This window comes from Mucilaginibacter gossypii, assembly GCF_017569325.2.
In the GTDB taxonomy this organism is placed as follows: Bacteria; Bacteroidota; Bacteroidia; order Sphingobacteriales; family Sphingobacteriaceae; genus Mucilaginibacter; species Mucilaginibacter gossypii.
Genome location: NZ_CP071878.2, coordinates 6,577,289 through 6,600,391, shown reverse-complemented (window position 1 = coordinate 6,600,391; position 23,103 = coordinate 6,577,289). Strand labels below are relative to the sequence as shown.

The 23,103-nt window shown below is 43.7% G+C and carries 21 protein-coding genes and 1 riboswitch; of the genes, 13 read left to right on the top strand and 8 right to left on the bottom strand.

What is annotated here, in order from left to right; genetic code table 11:
• Positions 1-124: 124 nt before the first annotated feature.
• From J3L18_RS28340 to J3L18_RS28330, 3 genes are all read right to left on the bottom strand, one after another.
• Complete coding sequence (locus tag J3L18_RS28340; RefSeq protein WP_129568001.1) at positions 125-982, bottom strand: helix-turn-helix domain-containing protein; 858 nt, start codon at positions 980-982, stop codon at positions 125-127.
• Positions 983-1,088: 106 nt separating this feature from the next.
• Entirely contained in the window at positions 1,089-1,784 is a 696-nt protein-coding gene (locus J3L18_RS28335; RefSeq protein WP_129568000.1) for an alpha/beta hydrolase, read from the bottom strand.
• A gap of 95 nt (positions 1,785-1,879) precedes the next feature.
• Positions 1,880-2,728 carry a helix-turn-helix domain-containing protein gene (locus J3L18_RS28330; RefSeq protein WP_129567999.1) on the bottom strand — a complete coding sequence of 283 codons (849 nt, stop codon included), beginning with the start codon at positions 2,726-2,728 and terminating at the stop codon, positions 1,880-1,882.
• A gap of 194 nt (positions 2,729-2,922) precedes the next feature.
• On the opposite strand from J3L18_RS28330, the gene J3L18_RS28325 reads away from it, so the two are divergent.
• Complete coding sequence (locus tag J3L18_RS28325; RefSeq protein ID WP_129567998.1) at positions 2,923-3,669, top strand: class I SAM-dependent methyltransferase; 747 nt, start codon at positions 2,923-2,925, stop codon at positions 3,667-3,669.
• A gap of 3 nt (positions 3,670-3,672) precedes the next feature.
• On the opposite strand, the gene J3L18_RS28320 is transcribed toward J3L18_RS28325, so the two are convergent.
• From J3L18_RS28320 to bshA, 3 genes are all read right to left on the bottom strand, one after another.
• Positions 3,673-5,061 (bottom strand): voltage-gated chloride channel family protein, encoded by a 1,389-nt coding sequence (locus J3L18_RS28320; RefSeq protein ID WP_129567997.1) that lies wholly within the window; start codon positions 5,059-5,061, stop codon positions 3,673-3,675.
• A gap of 58 nt (positions 5,062-5,119) precedes the next feature.
• Positions 5,120-5,184, bottom strand: a riboswitch (Fluoride riboswitch).
• 425 nt (positions 5,185-5,609) lie between these two features.
• Positions 5,610-5,801, bottom strand: a complete 192-nt coding sequence (locus J3L18_RS28315; RefSeq protein WP_090530691.1) for a hypothetical protein — start codon at positions 5,799-5,801, stop codon at positions 5,610-5,612.
• A 94-nt stretch (positions 5,802-5,895) separates the two neighbouring features.
• Positions 5,896-7,050 (bottom strand): N-acetyl-alpha-D-glucosaminyl L-malate synthase BshA, encoded by a 1,155-nt coding sequence (gene bshA, locus J3L18_RS28310; RefSeq protein WP_090530693.1) that lies wholly within the window; start codon positions 7,048-7,050, stop codon positions 5,896-5,898.
• A gap of 176 nt (positions 7,051-7,226) precedes the next feature.
• On the opposite strand from bshA, the gene J3L18_RS28305 reads away from it, so the two are divergent.
• The 10 genes from J3L18_RS28305 (at position 7,227) to J3L18_RS28260 (ending at position 18,492) form a co-directional block, all read left to right on the top strand.
• Entirely contained in the window at positions 7,227-7,649 is a 423-nt protein-coding gene (locus J3L18_RS28305) for a VOC family protein (protein ID WP_129567996.1), read from the top strand.
• Positions 7,650-7,847: 198 nt separating this feature from the next.
• Entirely contained in the window at positions 7,848-8,522 is a 675-nt protein-coding gene (locus tag J3L18_RS28300) for an energy transducer TonB (RefSeq protein WP_129567995.1), read from the top strand.
• Positions 8,523-8,569: 47 nt separating this feature from the next.
• On the top strand, positions 8,570-9,073 hold the full coding sequence (locus J3L18_RS28295; protein ID WP_129567994.1) for a hypothetical protein: 504 nt from the start codon (positions 8,570-8,572) through the stop codon (positions 9,071-9,073).
• A 234-nt stretch (positions 9,074-9,307) separates the two neighbouring features.
• On the top strand, positions 9,308-11,626 hold the full coding sequence (locus J3L18_RS28290; RefSeq protein WP_129567993.1) for a PSD1 and planctomycete cytochrome C domain-containing protein: 2,319 nt from the start codon (positions 9,308-9,310) through the stop codon (positions 11,624-11,626).
• Between the two features lie 4 nt (positions 11,627-11,630).
• Positions 11,631-13,088 (top strand): DUF1501 domain-containing protein, encoded by a 1,458-nt coding sequence (locus tag J3L18_RS28285; protein WP_090530702.1) that lies wholly within the window; start codon positions 11,631-11,633, stop codon positions 13,086-13,088.
• 204 nt (positions 13,089-13,292) lie between these two features.
• Positions 13,293-14,318, top strand: coding sequence for an NHL repeat-containing protein (locus J3L18_RS28280; protein WP_091167483.1), 1,026 nt, complete (start codon positions 13,293-13,295; stop codon positions 14,316-14,318).
• A 25-nt stretch (positions 14,319-14,343) separates the two neighbouring features.
• The gene (locus J3L18_RS28275; RefSeq protein ID WP_129567992.1) at positions 14,344-16,500 is read left to right on the top strand and encodes a DUF2231 domain-containing protein; all 2,157 of its coding nucleotides are present in this window, start codon (positions 14,344-14,346) and stop codon (positions 16,498-16,500) included.
• A gap of 273 nt (positions 16,501-16,773) precedes the next feature.
• Positions 16,774-17,781 carry an NAD(P)H-dependent glycerol-3-phosphate dehydrogenase gene (locus J3L18_RS28270; protein WP_129567991.1) on the top strand — a complete coding sequence of 336 codons (1,008 nt, stop codon included), beginning with the start codon at positions 16,774-16,776 and terminating at the stop codon, positions 17,779-17,781.
• Positions 17,782-17,812: 31 nt separating this feature from the next.
• The gene (locus tag J3L18_RS28265; protein ID WP_091167474.1) at positions 17,813-18,124 is read left to right on the top strand and encodes a hypothetical protein; all 312 of its coding nucleotides are present in this window, start codon (positions 17,813-17,815) and stop codon (positions 18,122-18,124) included.
• 47 nt (positions 18,125-18,171) lie between these two features.
• Complete coding sequence (locus J3L18_RS28260) at positions 18,172-18,492, top strand: hypothetical protein (RefSeq protein WP_090530718.1); 321 nt, start codon at positions 18,172-18,174, stop codon at positions 18,490-18,492.
• 236 nt (positions 18,493-18,728) lie between these two features.
• On the opposite strand, the gene J3L18_RS28255 is transcribed toward J3L18_RS28260, so the two are convergent.
• Together J3L18_RS28255 and J3L18_RS28250 are read right to left on the bottom strand one after the other, a co-directional pair.
• Positions 18,729-20,561, bottom strand: a complete 1,833-nt coding sequence (locus tag J3L18_RS28255; RefSeq protein WP_129567990.1) for a DEAD/DEAH box helicase — start codon at positions 20,559-20,561, stop codon at positions 18,729-18,731.
• Positions 20,562-20,934: 373 nt separating this feature from the next.
• Positions 20,935-21,402 (bottom strand): DUF4293 domain-containing protein, encoded by a 468-nt coding sequence (locus tag J3L18_RS28250; RefSeq protein ID WP_091167471.1) that lies wholly within the window; start codon positions 21,400-21,402, stop codon positions 20,935-20,937.
• Between the two features lie 130 nt (positions 21,403-21,532).
• Between J3L18_RS28250 and J3L18_RS28245 the strand changes: the two genes are divergently transcribed.
• Together J3L18_RS28245 and truA are read left to right on the top strand one after the other, a co-directional pair.
• Positions 21,533-22,054: a DUF892 family protein gene (locus tag J3L18_RS28245; protein WP_189549056.1), complete on the top strand. Its 522-nt coding sequence runs from the start codon at positions 21,533-21,535 to the stop codon at positions 22,052-22,054.
• Between the two features lie 55 nt (positions 22,055-22,109).
• Positions 22,110-22,904, top strand: a complete 795-nt coding sequence (gene truA, locus J3L18_RS28240; protein ID WP_129567988.1) for a tRNA pseudouridine(38-40) synthase TruA — start codon at positions 22,110-22,112, stop codon at positions 22,902-22,904.
• Positions 22,905-23,103: the final 199 nt, after the last annotated feature.

Sequence of the window (23,103 nt, the reverse complement as noted above, 5' to 3'; positions counted from 1 at the left end):
GGAGGGGTTTGTACGCCATGTAACGGATATATCGGGCTATGAAACCCCTCCCTACACCCTACCAGGAGAGGGAATCGCACCTCCCCCACTTTTTACCTTTTTAGTTCAACACATTTGCTTCCTTTTACGCTGCCACCGGCTGCGCTTTCCCATTTCTGAACTCTGCGGGCGACTGCCTGGTATGTCGTTTGAAAAAATTACAGAAATAGGCAGGATCTTCAAAACCCAGTTCATAAGCAATTTGCTTAACCGACTTTGTGGTGTAGCTCAACAATCGCCTCGCCTCAACAATAATACGCGCCTGGATCACCTGCTGTGGCGTTTTGTCGTTATAAAGGGAGAAAATATTTGAGAGCGTTTTGGGCGATTTATTCATCAGTCCCGCATAAAAGTTAACAGAATGTTCGCTTCTGAAATTCATTTCAACCAGCAGGTTAAATTTTCGGAATATATCCAGTTTTTGATCCTGGTTATTTTCTGGGGGAATGTATTCTGTACGGGCCATCTGAGTTACCATGATGATCAGCCGCTTTAACAGCATGATCAGCATGTCATTCTGAATTTTATCTTTAATATGCAGTTCCTGCGTAAAAATATCAAGCAGTACTTTAAGCTTCGATTGGCTGGGATCATCCAGAGGAATGAATAGCAGATCGCCCATCCCAAAAAGAAAACCTACGCAGCTTACTTCGGTATCATGGTCTATCAAACAATAAAACTCCCTGTTAAATTGCCAGGCGATAATATCAGCCGACCTTTCGAACGTAAAGGTTTGGTCGAACATGAGCGGTAACAGCGTATTCGCGTTAAATACATGATCTGCACCATCTATATTGATTATTTGACTCGCGCCGGTATTCCAGGCTATGGTAAAGTACTTCTTTGTTTTATCGCGGGTATAAAAGAAACGGTCAAAATTTTCTTCCCCGCTGATCAGTAACAGATCGCCGCCGGTTTTATGGTCGGAAACAATTAACTTCATTAATTTTTTGGTGCTAAAGATAAGGCAGATTGATGAGGTTTTAAACAAAACATCCGCATACGGTTTAATGCACACGGATGTTCATACAGTATTTAAACTGTTTTTTTTACACTTCCGAAGCTTTTCTGGCTGCTTCAATAATCACATCGGCAACAATCTCTGGTTGCGACATAAAAATCACATGGCTGCCTTTTACCTCGGTTACAATAGTGTTTGATCGCTTATACATAGCATGTTGAATATCCGGATTGATACTTTTATCCTCGGTAGCAATTAAACCATAAGCCGGTTTATGACGCCAGGCCGCGTCAGTTATCGGCGAAACAAAACCTTTTGCGTAAAATGCACCTTGTGATGCATACATAAAAGCGGCTTCATCGGCATCAATGTCAGCGCAAAATCCAGCGTGAAACTTGTCTTTATCATAGTATACAATGCCTTTTTCATCGGGAGGTAACACGCCGTTTTCCGGTGCAGGTGGTGCGGTTTGCAGCCACTGCAGTGCTGATTCGCCGTTATCCGGCTGAAAAGCCGCGATATACACCAGCGCAGCTACATTTGGATGATTACCGGCTTCGGTAATTACAGCGCCACCCCACGAGTGCCCGGCAAGGATGGCAGGACCACCAATCTTGTCTAATACAACATGGGTTGCTTTTACATCATCTTCCAATGAGCTTAGCGGGTTTTGCACCACCAATACGTTATAACCTTTTTTAGTAAGGATTTGATAGAGTGCTTTAAAGCCAGATCCGTCTGCAAACGCGCCGTGTACCAGCACTACATTTTTTAAGTTTTCCATGGTTAATTTGTTGTTTTATAATGATTTGATTTATCACAAAGCAACAAACTGTTTCAAGCTTAAACAATGTAGTAATAGCGGAAGTACATGTACAATTAGCGGTATTTTTTACGGAAAGCCCCCGGCGACATCTTTACCATCCCAATGAACATCTTCGAAAAATAGACGTAATCGGCGTAACCCAATTCATAAGCAATGGCCTTAATGGTTTTATCGGTATAAATCAGCAGGCGCTTTGCTTCAAACATGATCATATTCTGAATCCAGTAACTAACCGTTTGTCCGGATATTTCTTTAACCGCTTCGTTAAGATATGGGGTAGATATATTTAAAGCCGAAGCATATGAAGAAGGCTTTTTCAATGTTTTATATTCTGCAAAAATCAGCCTTTTAAAAGCCGTAGTGATTCTGACAGCGCTTGAGTCTTTCCTCCCGTGAGCTATTGTACTATCAACGTATTCTCCGGCAAACATGCCTGCTACCGCATCAATCAATCCCCGTTTTATATGTTCCTTACAGCTATTAACACTTGCATCTTTCACTTCAGCGCCCAGCAGTGAAATCGCCGATTTTAGCCTCCCGCCCCTTTCTGCGTTTATCGCCACAGGCGTTTGTACAAAACAACCTTCATCAAGAATAAACTTATAAGTTTGATTAAGCAAAAAGGCATCCACAGCAATAACGTAAGCATCGGCTTCGGTGTCAAAATGCTGCATTACCTGCCCAGGCAAAATGTAATAAACAGATTGAGCCGGTATCACCATCCCGCGCGAATCAACTACGAGTTTCAGGTTACCGTCCGTTACCAATACAAAAAGATAATGTTCGTTGCGGTGAGGGCTCTTAAGAAAATGAAGATCGCCCGCTTTTCCATAATCAACCACTTGCAAACCAAGCTCAATTACTTCATCAAGTTTGATTGTAGGAATAAGTTCATTGCTCATGAATGCTAAATTTAATACAGTTATTACACTGTTGTTTAATTAATTACACAAAGTTGCTTATTCATCGCATGATATATCTATGTACAATTCCCGGATGATTGTAATTATTTCCTGTTGATGTTACCATCTCAAATCCATGCTTTACAAAATAACAGTGTTTTGAACTATTGCCGAATTATCTTTCCTTTGCACCCATGAGCAACGAACTCACCGACAAGGCATTTTGGGCTGGTTACTGGGAATCAAAAAAAGACCTGGCTTTCAATGTGCCGGCTAATTATACTTTTCACAAGCTGCTAAAAAAGATTATCGATACCAATAAACCGGCGTCGGCTATTGAGCTTGGAGGTTTTCCGGGTTATTTTGCCATTTTTTTGAAGAAGTATTTCGGGTTAAAAACTACGCTGTTCGATTTTTATGTGCACCCAAAAGTTTTAAAGGAAGTACTGGATGCCAATCAGCTTAATGATCAGGACATCGCGGTTATTGAGGGTGACCTGTTCAAATACCAACCCGAAACCGAATATGACCTGGTACTTTCATGCGGATTGATAGAGCATTTTAATGATACCAAAGGCATTATTGAAAAACACCTCTCTTTCCTTAAACCGGGAGGCACACTGTTTATTACCCTGCCTAACTTTACTGGTGTTAATGGATGGGTACAACGCAACTACGACCTTAATAACTACGAAAAACACAACATCAATAGTATGAACCCTCCATTACTGGCCGGCTATTGCAAGGAACTGGGGTTAAAAAATGTTGAGGCATATTATTACGGCAAATTTTCTGTTTGGCTGGAAGATAAGGCTAACAAGCCTGCCATAGCTAAAGCGATCACCAAACTGGTGTGGGTAGCAGGCAAGGTTTTTACCAAAATCATCCCGGTTGAATCAAAGCTGCTATCTCCTTATATTGTGGTTACCGCTACTAAATAGTGCTTATTCTCTCGCTTTAAGGAAACTATATTTCGCCAGTTTATGGTATAAATATCCGCGCCTTTTCATTGCTTCCGAAAGCGTTTTGTCATCAGCCGCCCCACCGGTTAACTTAGTAACCCCAATTCTTTGGGAGCCATATATACCCGTATGCCCGCTGAAAAGATAGGCTGTGAAACAGGCCACGGCAAACAACAGGGCGTGTTCGCCACCAAAAAGCTCTATACCCATAAAAGTACAGGCCAGCGGGGTATTAGTTGCGCCTGCAAAAACCGCTATAAAACCTAAAGCGGCAAATAAACTAACCGGCGCATCAAGTAAGCCGGATAGCGTATTGCCCAAAGTAGCGCCAATATAAAACAGCGGTGTTACCTCGCCGCCTTTAAAACCGGTACCTAAGGTTACTGTAGTGTAAATGGTTTTCCAGAGCCAGCTCCAGGTATCGGCACCGCCGGCATGAAAAGCTGAAGGGATTGTAACAGCACCAACATGTTCGGCATCTACCCCTAAACTCAGGTAATCGGGTTTGCCATTAACAAAAGTAAGCGCGATGATGATCAGCCCGCCAATAAACGGGATCAACCAGGGCGTTTTAATGTATTGGGTAAAAAAACTTTTGATGCCATGTACCATTTTGGCAAAAAGGTAACTGGCCAGTCCGAAAGCGATTGAAGCTACTATGGTTTTAATGATAAGCAACAGATCGGTTGAAATATAACCCGAAAACCAATGCGGGATAACCGGGACAATATCGATATGATAAGGCGTGTGATGAACTCCCCATGTAGCTACAGTAACATCCCCAACAATGCCCGCAATAAGGCAGGGCAGCAGCGCATTATATTGCACCCGGCCTATCGTCAGCACCTCCATTGCAAAAACAGCACCAGTTAACGGCGTACCAAATACTGCCCCGAAACCCGCCGCTATGCCCGCGGTAAGTACTGTTTGGGTATCAGCTTCGTTAAGCTTAAGCCATTTGCCTATCATTTGGGCTAAGCTGCCGCCCATTTGTACCGCCGTTCCCTCGCGCCCGGCCGAGCCGCCAAACAAATGAGTGATAATGGTGGTGATCAGCACCAATGGGGCCATACGCTTGGGAACCCCGCCACCGGGGTTGTGGATTTCATCAATAATTAAATTATTCCCCTTTTCGGCCGGACCACCAAAAAATTTATAAATGAAAAATATAGCGATACCTGCCAATGGCAGCAAAAACAACAGCCAGTTATGTGCAAACCTAAAATGGATAGCCCAACTCAACAACCACAAGAATAAGGCAACCGCGCTGCCAATAACAACAGCTATGGGGATGATAATGACCGTCCACCGGAGGGCGTTTTTAAGAATTGCGAAATGTTGCGAAGAAAAAAGTCGGTTTTGATTTTGCATGTTGCTGATATTTATGTACCCACAAAAAATTAGCACAGGATAAAAGCCTGTGAGTTAATTGTCTGTAGGCGCCATCAGCTTTTTAGGGCGGTTAAGTAGGAAGACACCATTTCCTTTTGTGACGCTAATATAGGTTTCTTTTGTTCTAAAACAAAAGTTTTAAAAGCTCGGGATGTGCGATTCCCCTCTTGAGAGTAATAGCCCATAAAAAGGCATAGTCATGAAAATCATCGCGCATATCGACTCACCCCGACATCGCTGCACTCGTCACCCCTCTCTACGCAAGCGTAAAGAGGAGATTTTTTCTTTTATTTTTCTTTACCCTCTTTGCCCAAAGGGCAGAGAGGGTGGTCCAGCGTAGCGTAGACCGGGTGAGTCAACTATACCGCTTGTAATTTCCAGTCTAATTCATCATCTGCTCTTGATGGGCTATTACTCTCAAGAGAGGGGATCTAAAATCTACAAAATAAAATAGCCTTACTTAGCACGTATGCATGAGTAAGGCTATTTTCCCTTGTCTTTTGAACAGACCGGCTCAAGTTATCTACTTAAGCAACGCTTAGTGTTTCCACATCCTTAAGTGCCAGAAGCATTAATTTACCCTGGTATTCCACCCAGATGTCGGCGAAACTATTCTCATCGTACCCCATAAATTTTAATGGATGACCAATGTGCAGGTTTTTCCATTTTTTTCCGATGTACTTAAGGAGTTGTCCGCTTTTTAGTGTGTGCTTTGCCATAAGTTTTAACTTTTAGGAGTGAAAAACTAAATTAATTAACGAAACCGATAAAATTTAACTTTTAAAGAATATTTTCTGAATTGTATCAGGTTTATTACAACTGTTGGTTAAACAGCTTAGCTTTATTTTGCTCAATTACCTCAAGGTAAAAGTTTTCATATTTGGGCAAAATGGTAGATAATTCAAACTCTTTGGCGTGTGCCAGTGCATTTTCTTTAAATTTAGCTAAACGTTCTTCATCCTCCAAAATAAATATTGCTTTTTCTGCCATACCTTCTACATCTCCTGGCTCTTTCAAAAAGCCTGTTACGCCATCAATATTTAATTCGGGCAAACCACCGGCATTACTGCTAATCACCGGCACTTTACAAGCCATAGCTTCAAGCGCTGCTAAACCAAAACTTTCTGATTGCGATGGCATCAGGAACAAATCGGATACAGAAAGGATCTCTTCAACAGCATCCTGTTTACCTAAAAAGCGTACATTATCGGTAACGCCCAAATCGCGGCAAAGCTGTTCGCACATGGAACGTTCGGGGCCGTCGCCTACCATCAGCAGTTTCGACGGGATCTTTTTGATCACTTTAGCAAAAATCTTCACTACATCTTCGGTACGTTTCACCTTACGGAAGTTGGAGGTATGTACCAGGATCTTTTCGCCCGAAGGTGCAATCGCTTTCTTAAAATGATCTTTAGGTTTAAGGCTAAACCTGCTAAGGTCAATAAAGTTAGGGATCACGAGGATATCCTTCTTAATATCAAAAAACTTATAGGTATCCTCTTTAAGGTTTTGCGATACGGCTGTTACACCATCACTTTGGTTAATGGAAAAAGTAACAACCGGTTTAAAGGTGCGGTCTTTACCAACCAAAGTAATATCTGTACCGTGCAGTGTAGTTACCACAGGGATATAAATGCCATAGGTCATTAATATTTGCTTGGCCATAAACGCGGCCGAAGCATGGGGTATAGCATAATGCACATGCAGTACATCCAATTGCTCATGACGCACCACATCAACCAGCCTGCTTGCCAGGGCCAGCTCGTAGGGCGGAAAATCGAACAGCGGATAGTTGGAAACCGAAACTTCGTGATAAAACAGGTTTTCGGAAAAGAGATCCAACCGCGCCGGCTGGTTATAGGTCACAAAATGAACCTGGTGACCACGGTCTGCAAGGGCTTTACCAAGTTCAGTGGCAACAACCCCGCTTCCGCCAAAGGTTGGGTAACAAACAATTCCGATCTTCATTAATATGTTTTAATTGGTGCAAGTTTAACTGCAATTTACATCAAATGTGTTAAGCTTGTGTAAAATGATGGATGGATGATAATTACTGCATATTTATTTTGCCGGCGTTGCCAACCATATCCGCTACCGAGTGTTTAAACATATATTAAATCCATAATAAACAACTGATTATCAACATGAGCAACCATATAAATTTAGCAATAAACGGGATACAACATATCGGCGTGCCGGTAACCAATATTGAAGCATCACAACAATTTTACGCCAGACTGGGCTTTAACAATGTAATGCAAGCCCCTTTTACCGATAACGGCGGTACCGGCACCTGCGTTATGATGCAGCGCGGCAATATGATCATGGAGCTTTACCAATTGCCTGAAGCTTCGCTGGCCGAGATCCGTTCAAGATCAAACGGGCACATTGATCACGTAGCCTTTGATGTTGATGATATCAACCTCGCCTTTAAAACTATTAAAGAAGCTGGCTTTAACGTGATTGAACGAGAGCCCGTGTTTTTACAATTCTGGAAAAATGGCTGCAAATATTTCAACATCACCGGGCCGGATGGCGAACGGTTGGAGTTTAACCAGGTACTTTGATTTGAGAATTCGGATCTTCGATTTTGGATTTAGTTATACATATAAAACAGGTGGTCAGCCAATTACAGCAAGTTGATTGGCAAGCCGCTTGCAAATGGGATACTGAAAACAAATATGACTATCCGTTTAGTTATTCAACCATAATTCTTTCTAAGGCTATCTAAACATAATCCACAATTTATTGTCGATATTTATACTATGCTTAAAGCCCTTTGTCTCCATATCGCGTTGATCATTTTTACAGCGGGCTATTTGCTTGGCCAACAGCCTGTGTTTAAAGGTGGACAGCAGGCGTTTAACGATTTTCTGAAGACAAAGATCATTTATCCTGAATATTCGCGGCAAAATTGTATTTCGGGAACCATCAATGTTTCGTTTATGGTTGATAAAGATGGTGTGGTACATGATGCTAAAGTACAGGATGGCCCCGGCATCGACCTTGACGATGAAGCTTTGAGGGTTATTAAACTTACATCGGGCCAGTGGGTGGTTCCGGCGGGGTATGATCTTAAAACTAATATCGTTCAACCCATCCGTTTTGACCCTGATCCCGCACGTTGCGGGCCTGCCAGCATCCGCGATATGCAAAGCGCCATTGCCAGCTATAAAGCTCAGCAGGAACTGGAAAACGCAGTGACCAATTACTACAGCAATAAATATAAAGGCAAGGCCGATACCACCAAAGAGGCTATCATTATTAACCTAAAAAAACAACTTGGCTACGATGATGATTTTATAAACGATGTATTAAGCCAGGCCGGCGAAAAATTTAAACAAGGCGACAAAGAAGGCGCCTGTCACGACTGGAATTTTATCCGCAACATAGGCAGCGATAAGGCCGATAATTTTATAAAGAAGTATTGCGCCCACTAACCCCTAAAGGGAGAATATACCACCAAATTCCCTAACTTGCCCTTGTTATGAAAACCGAACCTGAACTTCGCAAAAAAATAAAAACCTGGGTAACTGTATTTATCATCGGTCTGGTACTAAGTGGTGTAACCGCTTTCCCTATCGAAACTGAACTTGCCTGGCTTGCTAATCATGCCTCCGTATCTCCGGGATTTATGCAGGACTGGCTAACCAATGTTTATCTCGCAGTAAAAACAACCAATCAAAACTATCCTTACCTGGCTTATGGCACCGACTGGCTGGCTTTCGGTCACCTTGTTATTGCTATGGCATTTGTTGGCCCGCTGAAAGACCCGGTTAAAAACATTTGGATAATTGAGTTTGGCATGATTGCCTGCGTAATGGTGTTCCCGCTGGCCTTTATTGCCGGCCCAATCCGCGGTATCCCCGTTTACTGGCGGTTCATTGACTGCTGCTTCGGTATTTTTGGGATCATCCCTTTATATATCGTTTACCGGGATATTAAAAAGTTGGAAAAGATGAGCAACCAGCACATTGCTCCTTTACATTAAAAAAACAAATATTAGCAAGTACAATTCAATTTTTGGCTCATCGGCTATTCCGCGTTTATTCTTTAAAAATGCCCTCCTCCGCGTTTATGTTAAAACATTTGTACAAAATGTATGAACATATCATTTTTCATGCTATATTGCCCCCGCTAAATCAATTTGAGAACACAAATATGTATTTGCAAATTGTGCTATAAATTATATAACTTTAATTTCTGTTTAACCAATTTTAAACCCATGTACCGGAAGTTGTATTATGTGTGGCTTACAATAGCCATCTGCATGCTGTACACGCTTTATTCCTGCCATTCATCGGGCGGGATAGCCGAAGAACAGGTGCCCGATACCATCAGCTACAACTTTAATATCCGCCCAATACTTTCAGACAAGTGCTATAAATGTCACGGCCCTGATGCTTCTCATCGTGAAGCCGACCTTAGGCTTGATCTTCCGGAGAGCGCTTATAAAGCATTAAAAGATAACCCATCATCGCACGCGCTTGTACCCGGAGATCCTATGCAATCGGAGGTTTATCGCCGAATCTCTACCAAAGACACCACCGAGCAGATGCCGCCGGCGTCATCCAATTTAAAGAGGTTATCACCCTATGAAGTTGAACTCATTCACAAATGGATAAAACAGGGCGCCAAATATGAAAAACACTGGGCTTTTGTCGCTCCGCGAAATTACCCGGTTCCGCAGGTAAAAAACGCGGCATGGCCTAAAAATGCTATCGATAACTTCGTACTGCAAAAAATGGAGCAGGCCAGCCTGGAGCCGAATCCCGAAGCGGATAAAGAACGCCTGCTGAAACGCATTTCACTCGATTTGACCGGTCTGCCGCCATCTCTTGCTTTAATGGATAAGTTCCTGGCCGATAAAAGCCCTAACGCCTACGAAAAAATGGTGGACAAGCTGATGGCTACCCCACAGTACGGCGAAAAAATGGCGCTGCACTGGCTGGATGTTGCCCGCTATGCCGACTCGCACGGTTATCAGGATGATAATTACCGCACCCAATGGCCATGGCGCGACTGGGTGATCCACGCCTATAACGAAAACCTGCCTTATGATAAGTTTATTACCTGGCAGCTGGCGGGCGATCAGCTCCCCAACGCCACTAAGGAACAGTTGCTGGCAACAGGCTTTAACCGCAACCATAAAATAACCGAAGAAGGAGGCGTAATTGATGAGGAATACCGGGTTAGTTATGTAACCGACCGAACCAATACCTTCGGCAAAGCACTATTGGGCGTCACATTGGAATGCGCTCATTGTCATGATCACAAATACGACCCTTTTTCGCAAAAAGAGTACTACCAGGTTTATGCCTTTTTTAACAATGTGAAGGAAGTAGGCCTGCAATCAACTGTGGGCGGGCCTGAAACCTATGCTAAAAACCCCATGATGAAGATCAGTAACGACGATGTTAAAAAGATCCTGACTTTTGTGAACAAGCGCGATACCGATAAGCTCATCGTATCCATCATGACGGATAGTGACAAGGTGCGGCCAACTTATATTCTTAAGCGAGGTAACTACGATGCCCATGGCGATGAGGTGCAGGCCGGTACGCCCAAATCCATTTTGCCATTTACCAATAACTACCCAAAAAACCGCCTGGGTTTGGCCGAATGGCTGTTCAACAAAAACAACCCGCTTACCGCCCGTGTATTTGTAAACCAGATGTGGCAGGAGTTTTTTGGCAAGGGCATCGTAAAAAGCTCTGGCGATTTCGGTATGCAGGGCGATCTGCCATCGCACCCGGAATTGCTGGACTGGCTGGCTGTTGATTTCCGCGATCATGGCTGGAATATTAAACGGCTGGTAAAACAGATGGTAATGTCGGCCACTTATCGGCAATCGGCAGCGGCCACACCCGAAAAACTGAAGGAAGATCCGGATAATACTTTATTAGCCCGGGGCCCAAGGGGCCGTTTACCTGCCGAATTTGTTCGTGACCTGGTGCTGGCCAGCAGCGGGCTGCTTAATCCAACCATTGGCGGCCCGAGTGTTAACCCTTACCAGCCGCCCGGCCTTTGGGAAAATGCCACCTCGGGCAGGGGGATTTTGGCGAATTACAAACAGGTGCACGGGCCAAACCTGTACCGCAGGGGAATGTATACCCTAATTAAACGTACCGTTCCGCCAGCATCCTTAGGTATTTTTGATGCCAGCAACCGCGACCAGTGCGAAGTAAAACGCCTGCGTACCAATACCCCATTGCAGGCACTGGTAATGCTGAACGATCCAACAGTGTTGGAAAGCGCGAGGGTTTTAGCGGCAAAACTTTTGCAGGACAAAAGCACATCGACAGCAAAGATCACCAAAGCTTTCCGGTTGATCCTCTGCCGCCATCCGCAGGAAAAAGAACTGGCAATTTTAACTTCATACTATACAGATGAACTAAAAACCATGAAAAAGGCCGATGCCGAAAAACTGCTAACCGTGGGCGAATATCCGGTACCGGCCAATCTGGATAAAATAACACTGGCAGCTATGATGAAAGTGGTTGATACCATGTATAATCTGGAAGAAGCCATAACAAAAACCTGAGCACATGGAAAAATATTTTTTAGAAAACAGGCTTAACATCAACCGGCGCAGGTTTCTTTCCAGGCTCAGTTTGGGCATTGGCAGCGTAGCATTGGGTTCTTTACTCATTCCTGATCTGTTTAGTGGCAAGGGCGATGAAGCCGAGGCTGATTTTATCCCCGGCATCCCCAACTTTGCGCCAAAAGCCAAGCGGGTAATCTACCTGTTCCAGGATGGGGCACCCTCACAACTGGAGTCGTTTGATTACAAGCCCAAGCTGCGCGAAATGATGGGGCAGGAGCTGCCGGCATCCGTACGCGGCAACCAGATCCTTACCGGCATGACGGCTAAGCAGGCTTCGTTCCCGCTGGTAGGTTCTTTTTATGATTTTAAGCAATATGGCGAGTCGCGCGCCTGGATCAGCGATATGTTCCCACATATAGGTAAAATTGCCGATGATATCTGCATTATTAAATCGCTTAACACCGATGCCATCAATCATGATCCGGCACTTACCTTTTTCCAAACCGGGGCACAGCAGGGCAACCGACCCAGCATGGGTTCATGGGTAAGTTATGGTCTTGGCAGCGAGAATAAAAATCTGCCGGCTTTCACCGTATTGCTATCTAAAGGCAAGGGAAACGGGCAGGGTGTTTACTCCAAATTGTGGAGCAATGGCTTCTTAGATTCCATTCACCAGGGCGTACAGTTCAGCAGCGGCGAAGACCCAATCCTGTACCTGAATGATCCGGAAGGACTGAACCGTCACGAGCGCCGTAAAATGCTGGATAAACTGGCCGAGCTCAATGACATGAACTATAAAGAGTTTGGCGACCCGGAAATAAACACCAAGGTGCAGCAGTACGAAATGGCTTACCGCATGCAAACCGCCGTACCCGAAATTATGGACGTAAGCAAGGAGTCGGACGATATTGTGAAGATGTACGGGCCGGAATGCCTTATTCCCGGCACTTATGCGGCTAACTGCCTGCTGGCCCGCAAACTTTCTGAAAACGGCGTACGCTTTGTACAGCTTTACCACCAGGGCTGGGACCAGCACAGCAACCTGCCACAGGAAATGGCCGGTCAGGCCAAAGACGTAGACCAGGCATCGGCTGCATTGGTTACCGACCTCAAGCAACGTGGCCTGCTGGATGAAACACTGGTGATCTGGGGCGGAGAGTTTGGACGCACAAATTACAGTCAAGGTAAACTGGAAAAAGCCAATTATGGTCGCGACCATCATCCGCGCTGTTTCAGCATCTGGATGGCCGGCGGTGGTATTAAACCGGGCATCGTTTACGGCGAAACAGATGAGTTTGGCTACAACATCGTAAAAGATCCGGTACACGTGCATGATTTTCATGCCACCATATTAAATCAATTGGGTATAGACCATAAAAAACTAACTTATAAAAGTCAGGGCAGAAGATATAGATTAACGGACGTGGCGGGGAATGTGGTGAAGGGGATCATAGCATAAACCCCACCTAAACCCTCCCCATTCAACTATGTCATTGCGAGGTACGAAGCAATCGCACGGAGGCCGAGGGGCTATGCAAGTCCGCCCCTGTAAAGTTCGCGATTTCTTCGTTCCTCGCAATGACGGGATGAACAAGGATTCAAAAAATCGGTGTAATCAAAAGAAATAATCAGCGAAATCAACGCAATCATAAAAATCAACGGTATGGAAAGAAGAGAATTTATCAAGCACACTTCAGTTTTATCAGCAGGCTTTTTTATAGCTAAAGACATGTTAGCAAAAGATGACGGGCTAATTTACGGTCACGGAAATATGCGCTACCGCATGGATAAAAACTGGAGCAAGGCCGATTCGCAGAAGAACCCGGTGAATGATTGCCACGAGATGGTGCAGGATTCAAAAGGCCGCATTTTACTGCTCACCAACGAGACTAAGAACAATGTACTCATTTATAATAAATCGGGCAAACTGCTAAGTACCTGGGGGCATGATTTCCCCGGTGCACATGGCCTCACCCTGTTTAATGAAAACGGCACCGAGGTGCTGTTCATAACCGATACCGTAAAACACCAGGTTTATAAAACCACGCTTGATGGCCGTATTTTAATGACTATTAATGTGCCGCTCGAAACCGGCGTTTACAAAAAAGCCGAAGAATTTGTTCCCACCGAAACTACTATCGACAGCAATGGCGATATTTTTATTGCCGATGGCTACGGGGCCCAATACGTTACCCATTATGATAAAGATGGCAAACTAAAAGGTTTCTTCGGCGGTAAAGGCGAGGGCGACGAACACCTGGATAATGCGCACGGTATCGTGATTGACAGGCGATATGATACACCGACATTACTGGTTACCGATCGTACCCGTAATTGCTTTAAACGCTTCAGCATGGATGGCAAACTACAGGAAGTGATCAAACTGCCGGGAGCATGCGTTTGCCGCCCGGTAATTAAGGGAGATCATTTGTACGCTGCCGTACTTCGCTCGCCCGACCTGAGCAAGGAGAATACCGGCTTTACTACCATATTAGATAAAAACAATAAAGTAGTATCCAACCTTGGCGGTACCGAACCAGTGTATACCGACGGTGTGCTGCAACCAATGGCCCAGGCCGAAAAGATTTTCCTGAACCCCCACGATGTTTGTGTGGATAACGACGAGAATTTGTATGTAGCACAATGGGCATCGGGCAAGGTATATCCTTATAAATTCACAAGGGTTTAATTAATACACATACAGCCCGGCGTATATGAAAAGCAGCCACAAAGGTTTTGCGGAAGGGACATTATTTGCCCTTAATATTTTTATTGTAGTGCTGCTTATAGCCGGCGATAGCCTGGTTGTGCCCCGCTGGCTGCAACCTGTTGGCCGCATGCACCCGCTGATCCTGCATTTTCCCATCGTGATACTGATGCTGGCCATGGTGATGGAGTTTTTCCGTTACCGGGCCGAGTTTATTAACGAAAAACTGTATCAAACCTTTACAAGTTACCTGCTGCTGCTGGGTGCATTACTGTCATCAATAACGGTGATCATGGGCTTGTTCCTTTCAAGGGAGCCGGGCTATGAAGGCGATACTTTACAATGGCATAAATGGTTTGGAGTAAGCGTGGCCTTTGCCGGGTATGGAGTGTACCTCATCCGCCATACCTCAAAATATACCGTAAGGTTCGCTAAAGCCGGAGCTATAATAACCGTTTTCTGTTTAATTGTTGCCGGGCACCTTGGCGGCAACCTTACCCATGGCAATGATTTTGTTTTGGGCCCGGTAATGGATAAGAGCAAAAACGTGGTACCGATAGACCAGGCCCTGGTTTATAACGATGTGATCCGCCCCATATTTGAAGTTAAATGCCAAAGCTGCCATAATATCGATAAAAAGAAAGGCGGCCTGATGCTTACTGATTCGGCAGCAATCATGAAAGGCGGCAAAACCGGCAAACTATTCATAGCCGGCGACCCAACCATGAGCCTACTGCTGCAACGTGTGCACCTGCCCGAAACCGAAAAGAAACACATGCCGCCTACCGGCAAAACACAGCTTACCGATGATGAAAAAATGCTCCTTTACCTGTGGGTAAAAAGCAAGGCCGGTTTCAGTAAAAAAGTGATTGATTTACCTGCCAACGATTCATTACGTATGATAGCTGCGACGCACTTAAAACCCGCAGAAAGCGAAGAAGAGGTTTATGATTTTTCGGCAGCCAATGAAAAAGAAATTCAAAAGCTGAACAACAACTACCGGGTGGTTTATCCACTGGCCAGTGAGTCGCCGGCGCTGGCGGTTAATATTTACAATAAAAGCACCTATAATGTAAAAGTGCTGGATGAGTTAAGTTCTATAAAAAAACAGGTAGTATCGCTCGATCTGAACAAGATGCCCGTAAAGGATGCCGACCTGAAAACGATTGCCAAATTTGAAAACCTTCGCAGGCTAAACCTTAACTTCAGTGATGTTACGGGCAAAGGCTTAAAGGAATTAGCAGGTTTAAAATATCTCAAGAGTATTTCATTAACGGGTGTTAAACTTAATATAGCCGATGTAAAACAGCTCATCGCTATAAAAAGCCTCAATGAACTCGCTGTATGGGATAGCGGCCTAAATCCGGCCGACCTGCAACTGCTTCAAAAACAAAACCCCAAACTTAGCCTGTTAACCGGCTTTAAGGATGATGGTAAGGCGCTTAAGCTCACCAGTCCGCAGTTAAAAAATACGGCAGTTATATTTAAGCAGAATTATGCTTTGCAACTTAGCAACCCTATAAAAGGTGCGGATATCCGGTACACTACTGATGGTTCGGTGCCTGATAGTATCAAGGCTGCATCTTACAAACCAGGCATTGTATTTACCCAAAGTACCGTGATCAGGACAAGGGCGTTTAAAGCCGGATGGGTTGGCAGCGATACCGTACAATTCAATGTTTATAAATGTGCCTATACACCCGATAGCATTAGCTTTGTCAAATATCCCGACGACAAATACAAAGGCGATGGCGCTAAAACAATTATTGATAAAGAATTAGGCGGCGACAATTTTGGCAACGGAAAATGGGTTGCATCGCAAAAGGATCTGGCGGTGATCATGTGGTTTAATAAACCGATTGATCTGCATTCGGTTAGTCTCAATGTAATGCGTAATACAGGTTCTCAGATCTTTTTACCCGCCGGGGTTGAGGTTTGGGGAGGCACCGATCAAAACCATCTCAAGCTATTAAGCACACTTAAAACAGGGGTACCCAAAAAGTCTGATCCGTTTATTTTGACCCCATTGGAATGTAAGTTAAAATCCGAACAAAAGATATCCTGCATCAAACTGGTTGCCCAATCGCTTAAAAGTGTGCCGGCATGGCATCCGGCCAAAGGCAAACCGGGCTGGGTATTTTTGGATGAGGTGTTTTTGAATTGATGCTTAATAACTAATAGCATCTTGCGCTCCCCTGCTATTCTTTAACCTACCCATCCCGACAACAAAATAAACCCGGGAGCGTGCAAACTATCTTAAACTCTTTATCTTAGAAAAGAAAAACGGAAGCATCGGCCCGGAGCCAGGTTATTGTCTTGCAAAAAGACTCAAAAAAGTAGTTAAGCCCACTTTTTCTATCATTCGCCAATCTGCATAATATTTCATTAATTTGCTTAGCCGATTAAAACCAGGCAGCGATATTTCTATTATTTATTGATGGATAAAAAATTAAACAAGATCACAGTTGTTGGCGGGGGGAGCTGGGCTACGGCTAATATCAAAATGCTTATCGACAACACCACCCCAAAAGAAATTTTTTGGTGGATGCGTAATGCCGAAGCTGTGGAACATTTGAAAAAGTTTGCGCGTAACCCGCATTACCTTAGCTCGGTGGAGATCAAACTTCCCGAACAAAATATATCTACCGATCTGAAACCACTCATAGCGGCTGCTGACATTGTGTTGCTTAATGTGCCTGCTGCTTTTTTGAAAGACGCACTAAAAGACATTACTACTGCCGATCTGAAAGGTAAAAAAATAGTATCGGCTATAAAAGGTATTGTACCCGATGAAAACCTGATAATTGCCGAATTCCTCCATCAAAAATACGATATATCGTTTGATGATTTTATGGTGATCAGCGGGCCGTGCCATGCCGAGGAAGTAGCGCTCGAAAAATTATCATATTTAACTATAGCTTCCGGAGATACAAAACTTGCCTCGCAGTTTGCGGGAATGATCAATACCCGGTATATCAAAACAAACATTTCTGATGATATCTATGGTACAGAATATGGGGCTGTTTTGAAGAATGTATACGCAATTGCCAGTGGTATTTGCCATGGTGTGGGCTATGGAGATAATTTCCAGGCGGTGCTGATATCAAACGCCATTCGCGAATTAGAGCGTTTTGTCGCCGCTGTATATCCTATCGACAGGGATATTAAAGAATCGGCTTACCTGGGCGACTTGCTTGTCACTGCTTATTCGCAATTCAGCCGTAACCGCACCTTTGGTAACATGATAGGCAAGGGATATACAGTAACATCGGCCCAACTGGAAATGAACATGATTGCCGAGGGGTACTATGCAGTAAATTGCCTACACGAGGTTAATAAGCAATACGGCGTGAGCATCCCTATTTGCGAAGCTGTTTATGCTATTTTATATCAAAAACGCTCACCTGTAGTAGAAATGAGAAATTTGGCCGAGAAATTGAGTTGATTTTTATTAAAGGAACTTAATTACTGTCAATATGAAAAATCTGTTTAAAATAGCCCTGTTTGCTGCTGGTACACTTATGGTTAGCCCGGGCTTTGCCCAAACACATAAGGATTCAACCCTCGGTGGTAAGATCAGCAAAACCACAAAAAAAATAGGCCATAAAACATCCGAAATTGCGGCTAAAGGCGCAGCTACGGTAGCTGATAAGAAATATGCCGGCAAGGCTGGCCCTAATGGCGAAACCATTTACATTGATAAATATTCGCATTATTTTTATGTGAATAAAAAAGGTCACCGGGTTTATCTGAAAAAATCTGAACTGATAGATAAACCTACCCAATAATTAAATTCAACAAAGGCGTAAGCCGTTCTAAAAAATCCTGATCCGTCATGAAAAAGTTTGCTCCCATATTTGCTGCAGTTGCAGGCATGTTATTGATATACGCTTGTTCTCAGCCGCCGGCTGCCAATAAAAAGCTGGAAGGCAACTGGAAATCAAAAGATGGTGCTACCAAGCTTTCGATAACGGATAAAGATTTTATTATGGACGACGGGCAGGCCAGCAAAGAGGATTATTTTGTAAAAAATGATACGATTTACACCTCATACCAGGGGAGCAGGCCTTATACCAAGTTTTTTATTAAGGAACTTACCGACAGTAAGCTAACGCTTTGTTATCCTGATTCGGACATTGTTGAATTTAGCCGTTAATGTAAGCGGAAAGCTAAATGCCTAAAACCGAAAGCTCATAAGTTTAATGGATGGGTTAAAGTTTGCTTATGACCAGAAAAGGCGGGCTTATATATAAAACAAAAGCCTTTGTTCCCGTATGCAGCGGTAAAAAGGCTTTGTTAACAAAACTAAACTAAAACTAATGCTTCTTACTAAAGGAAGCTCATGAAAACCACCACATGCTTTGCACATGGTGGTTTTTTTATGATGGATAATTAAAATCTCCTTCTGCGCTCAGGGCGATCTTCACGGGGTTTGCCTGAAAAGTCGCGGAAACCACCGCCATTGCTGTGCTCGCGCCTTTCGTTGCCACGGTAACCACCGCCTTCACGACGCTCGCCGCCACGGTAACCACCTTCACGGCGATCTCCGCCACGGTATCCGCCTTCACGGCGTTCACCGCCGCTACGGTTATCGCTGGTGCCCTCGCCTGAGATCTCAATCCTTACGGGGCGACCTTTATATTCGGCTTCTTTAAAGCTGGCCATCACTTTATCAACATCTTCGTTTTGTACTTCAAAGAAAGAGTACACACCTTTAACATCGATTTTACCTACGGTACGGCCGCTTATTTTGGTAGTGTTACAGATGTAACCTAACAAATCGCCGCGGTTAAATTCATCAACCGAACCTAAGTTTATAAATAAACGGGTAAAGTTGCCACGTACACCATTGCCGCGTTCGCCGCGATCTTCAAACCTGTTACGGCCTTCTTCAACGCTGGCATTCAGGTCAGGAGCGTTTTTATAATAATCAAGGAAACGGTTAAACTCAATTGAAGCAAATCGTTTGATGAAATCTTCCTTGGTGAAATCTTTAAACTCGTCATAAATACGCGGCAGGTATTGCTCAATCTGCTCTTCGTTTACAGTTACGTTATGTACCTTGTGAACGATAGAGAATAATTGTTTTTCGCAAACATCAAAACCTGTAGGGATCTCAGCTTTCACGAATTTTTTACCAATAACACGCTCAATCTGGCGAATTTTTCCTAATTCTTTGGCGTTAACGATAGAGATTGATACACCGGTTTTACCTGCACGGGCTGTACGGCCGCTACGGTGAGTGTAGTTTTCAATCTCGTCGGGTAATGAATAGTTAATAACGTGAGTTACGTCGTTAACGTCGATACCACGTGCGGCAACGTCGGTTGCAATTAATAATTGCAGGCTGCGCTCACGGTAGCGTTTCATCACTTTATCGCGTTGTTGCTGTGAAAGGTCACCGTGCAATGAATCGGCATTGTAGCCGTCTTTGATCAGCGATTCAGCAATTTCCTGGGTTTCAATTTTGGTACGGCAAAATACGATACCAAAAATATCAGGATTAAAGTCAACAATACGTTTAAACGCGGCATACTTGTCACGTGCACGTACTATATAGTACTCATGCTCGATATTGGCATTGCCGGTGTTTTTTGCGCCCATGGTAAGCTCGAAAGGATCGGTCATGTATTTTTTCGCGATCCGCCTAACTTCGGCAGGCATGGTGGCCGAGAATAGCCAGGTTTTTTTCTCTTCGGGTGTGGTAGATAAGATACTATCAATGTCTTCCTGAAAGCCCATATTGAGCATTTCATCAGCCTCATCCAATACTACATACTTCACAGCCGAAAAATCAATAGCCTTACGGTTAATGATATCAAGCATACGCCCTGGTGTAGCAACTACGATCTGTACGCCGCGTTTGATCTGGCGTAGCTGATCCATAATGCTTGCTCCGCCATAAACAGCAACAACGTGTACGTTGCTCATTTTTTTGGAGTAGTTCTTAATGTCGTTCGCGATTTGTAAACAAAGTTCGCGTGTTGGGCATAAAACAAGTGCCTGTGGATGATTTTCTTCGAAATCAAGCAGTTCCAACAATGGTAGGCCAAAGGCAGCAGTTTTTCCGGTCCCGGTTTGGGCTAATCCGACAAAATCGTTGCTGCCTGTTAACAATACCGGGATTGACTGCTCCTGGATTGGTGTAGGATTCTCAAATCCTAACTCAGAGATGGCATTAACAATATCATGACGGATTCCCAGTTCAATAAATGGGTTGTTCATGAATTTAAATAACGAATCTGGCAACATCGCCAAATCGGGCGCAAAGATAGTGTTAATGTTTTATAATTCCAATAGGCGGGTTGAGATAAAATGAAGTTTGGTAGTATTATTGAGAATAAGCAACTAATTAACTGAAAAAAAACCAGTTAATTAATAATTTCATAACAAGGATTACCTTTTTCTCCGGTTTTTAAAGCCCGATTTTCAGATAACAAGGGGTCTTAGTAAGCATGAAAATCATAAATCTATTACCTGGTTTTTACAAAGAGATTGCAAACAATGAACTTAGGTTAGTCATAAGTTTTAACTATAGAAAAGGAAACCAGACTTATAACTGCCGACTTAGTACTGTCGACTTAACACTAACCCGGGTTTACCTCAACCTGTCGGCCGATTTTACCAGCTTCTCATCTTTTTTTATGCTCTTTTGTGCAAAGATGATCAGTATGATGCTTAGTGAAGTAAGGAACAGGCCAATGCCCATCGTGCGTGTATCAAGGGTAATGCTGCCTGCTGCACCTTTAACAGTTTGTGCCATCCAGAAACTGTAGCCAATAAGTACAAGTATAGCACTATAGCAGAAGGCTATTTGCTGTTTTCTGTTTTTATATAGAAAAATGATGACCAAAGGAATAAGGGCAACAATAGCTGTTATAGCGGTTAGTGCCACAAATGTTTGGGTATGTTGCTGTACGCCGTTCACATCCTGGTAAATGCCGGTAACCATAATGCTTGAGGGTTTATCATTAATATAGACGTTGTGGGCAAGCGGAAAAAAGAAAAGGGCAAACAGCACAAGGCTAGCGAACAAAAGGTAAATGCTTTGGATGCGTTGCAGCATGATATTAAAAAATTATAAAGGCAAATATAAATGTTTTGCTTATTGGAGAAGCACTAATTTAATAAGGATATTGCTTGCTTTGAATGATAATTATTTAATGTATATTTATTTGTATTTAAACAGTTGTCAGATGCCCCCTATTAGTGAACAAACCCCCGAAGATGTTAAATTTGAGAATGTCCATCTAAAAAGGATTTTCCTTGAGCACCTGAACAGCATTTATTTTGGTAAAAAACATCTGATTGATTTTTTTGAGGAGATAAAAGAGCTTGCATCCTTAGCTTATTTAAAGGAGGCTGTACAGGAATGTTATGAAGCTACCCAAAAGCAGCTTGCCCAGCTCGATTCTATTTACAGCGCCATTAATGAAACGCCATCAAAAACGACGGTACTTGGCATAAAAGCCATGACGCTTGAAGCTTATATATCGGCAATTAAAACCGGGAAAACTGCCATGGAGCGTGATGTGTTCATTGTATTTTATGTGCAGATCATCGAAGGGATTGAAATAACCTATTTTGATGTTTTGCGTAACCTGGCAAAAGCCATTGGATATAGCAACACCTTTATCAATAAGCCTTTTAATCTGGCTGTTAAAAATAAACTGGTGTTTGAGGCAATCTATAAGGCCTATATAACCGAACCTGCATAATACTATGACCAAATTATGAACCCGGCATAGGCGGCAGATTATTAACTTTGCCGTCGTGAGCACAAATCAGCGTTATTTTATTGAACTGGCCTACAATGGCACTGCCTATCATGGCTGGCAGGTACAGCAAAATGCCGTAACTGTACAGGAACTGCTGAACAAGGCACTAAGCACAATTTTACGACACCCGATAGAAACTACCGGCTGCGGCCGTACAGATACAGGCGTGCACGCCAAGGAATTCTTTGCGCATTTTGACGCCCCCCTATCCCCTGAAGGGGGAGTAAGTGCATTAGAAAGCACCCCCTTCAGGGGGCGGGGGGGGCTAAACGCTCTGCTTCCACCTGATATCGCCATAAAAAACATTGTCGCGGTACATGCCGATGCGCATGCCCGTTTTGATGCCACATCGCGCTCATATCAATACCATATTCACTTTAATAAAGACCCTTTTTTGCAGGGATATTCATGGCAGCTGCGCGATGTGCCCAATATCGATCTGATGAACCAAGCCGCGGCTATTATGATGGAGTATATTGATTTTAGCTGTTTCAGCAAATCAAACACCCAGGTTAAAACCAATAACTGTAAAATAACCCGCGCCCAGTGGGTGAAAACAGAAAACGGCATTGTCTTCCATATAACTGCCGACAGGTTTTTGCGTAACATGGTACGGGCCATTGTGGGTACGCTGATAATGATCGGCCGGGAAGAAATGCAACCGGAAGGTATCCGTGAAATTATTGAAAGTAAAAACCGCTCAAACGCTGGCACCAGCGTACCTGCCTGCGGGTTGTATTTGACGGAAGTTAAATATCCTTACCAACTGGTCGCTCCATTAGCCCCCTAACCCCCTGAAGGGGGAACAATGGTGGATAATGTGGATGAGATTTGAAGATAGATAATTATACTTTAACTTTGATATAGTGGCTAAAGAAGAAAAAGATAATAAACAGGAAACTCCCTCCTCAGCAAATGAGGGAGCAACCAAGCAAGCAGCCCCCCCTTCTGGGGGCGTAACCGGAAAGGCCCTCGACTGGAAGCTACTC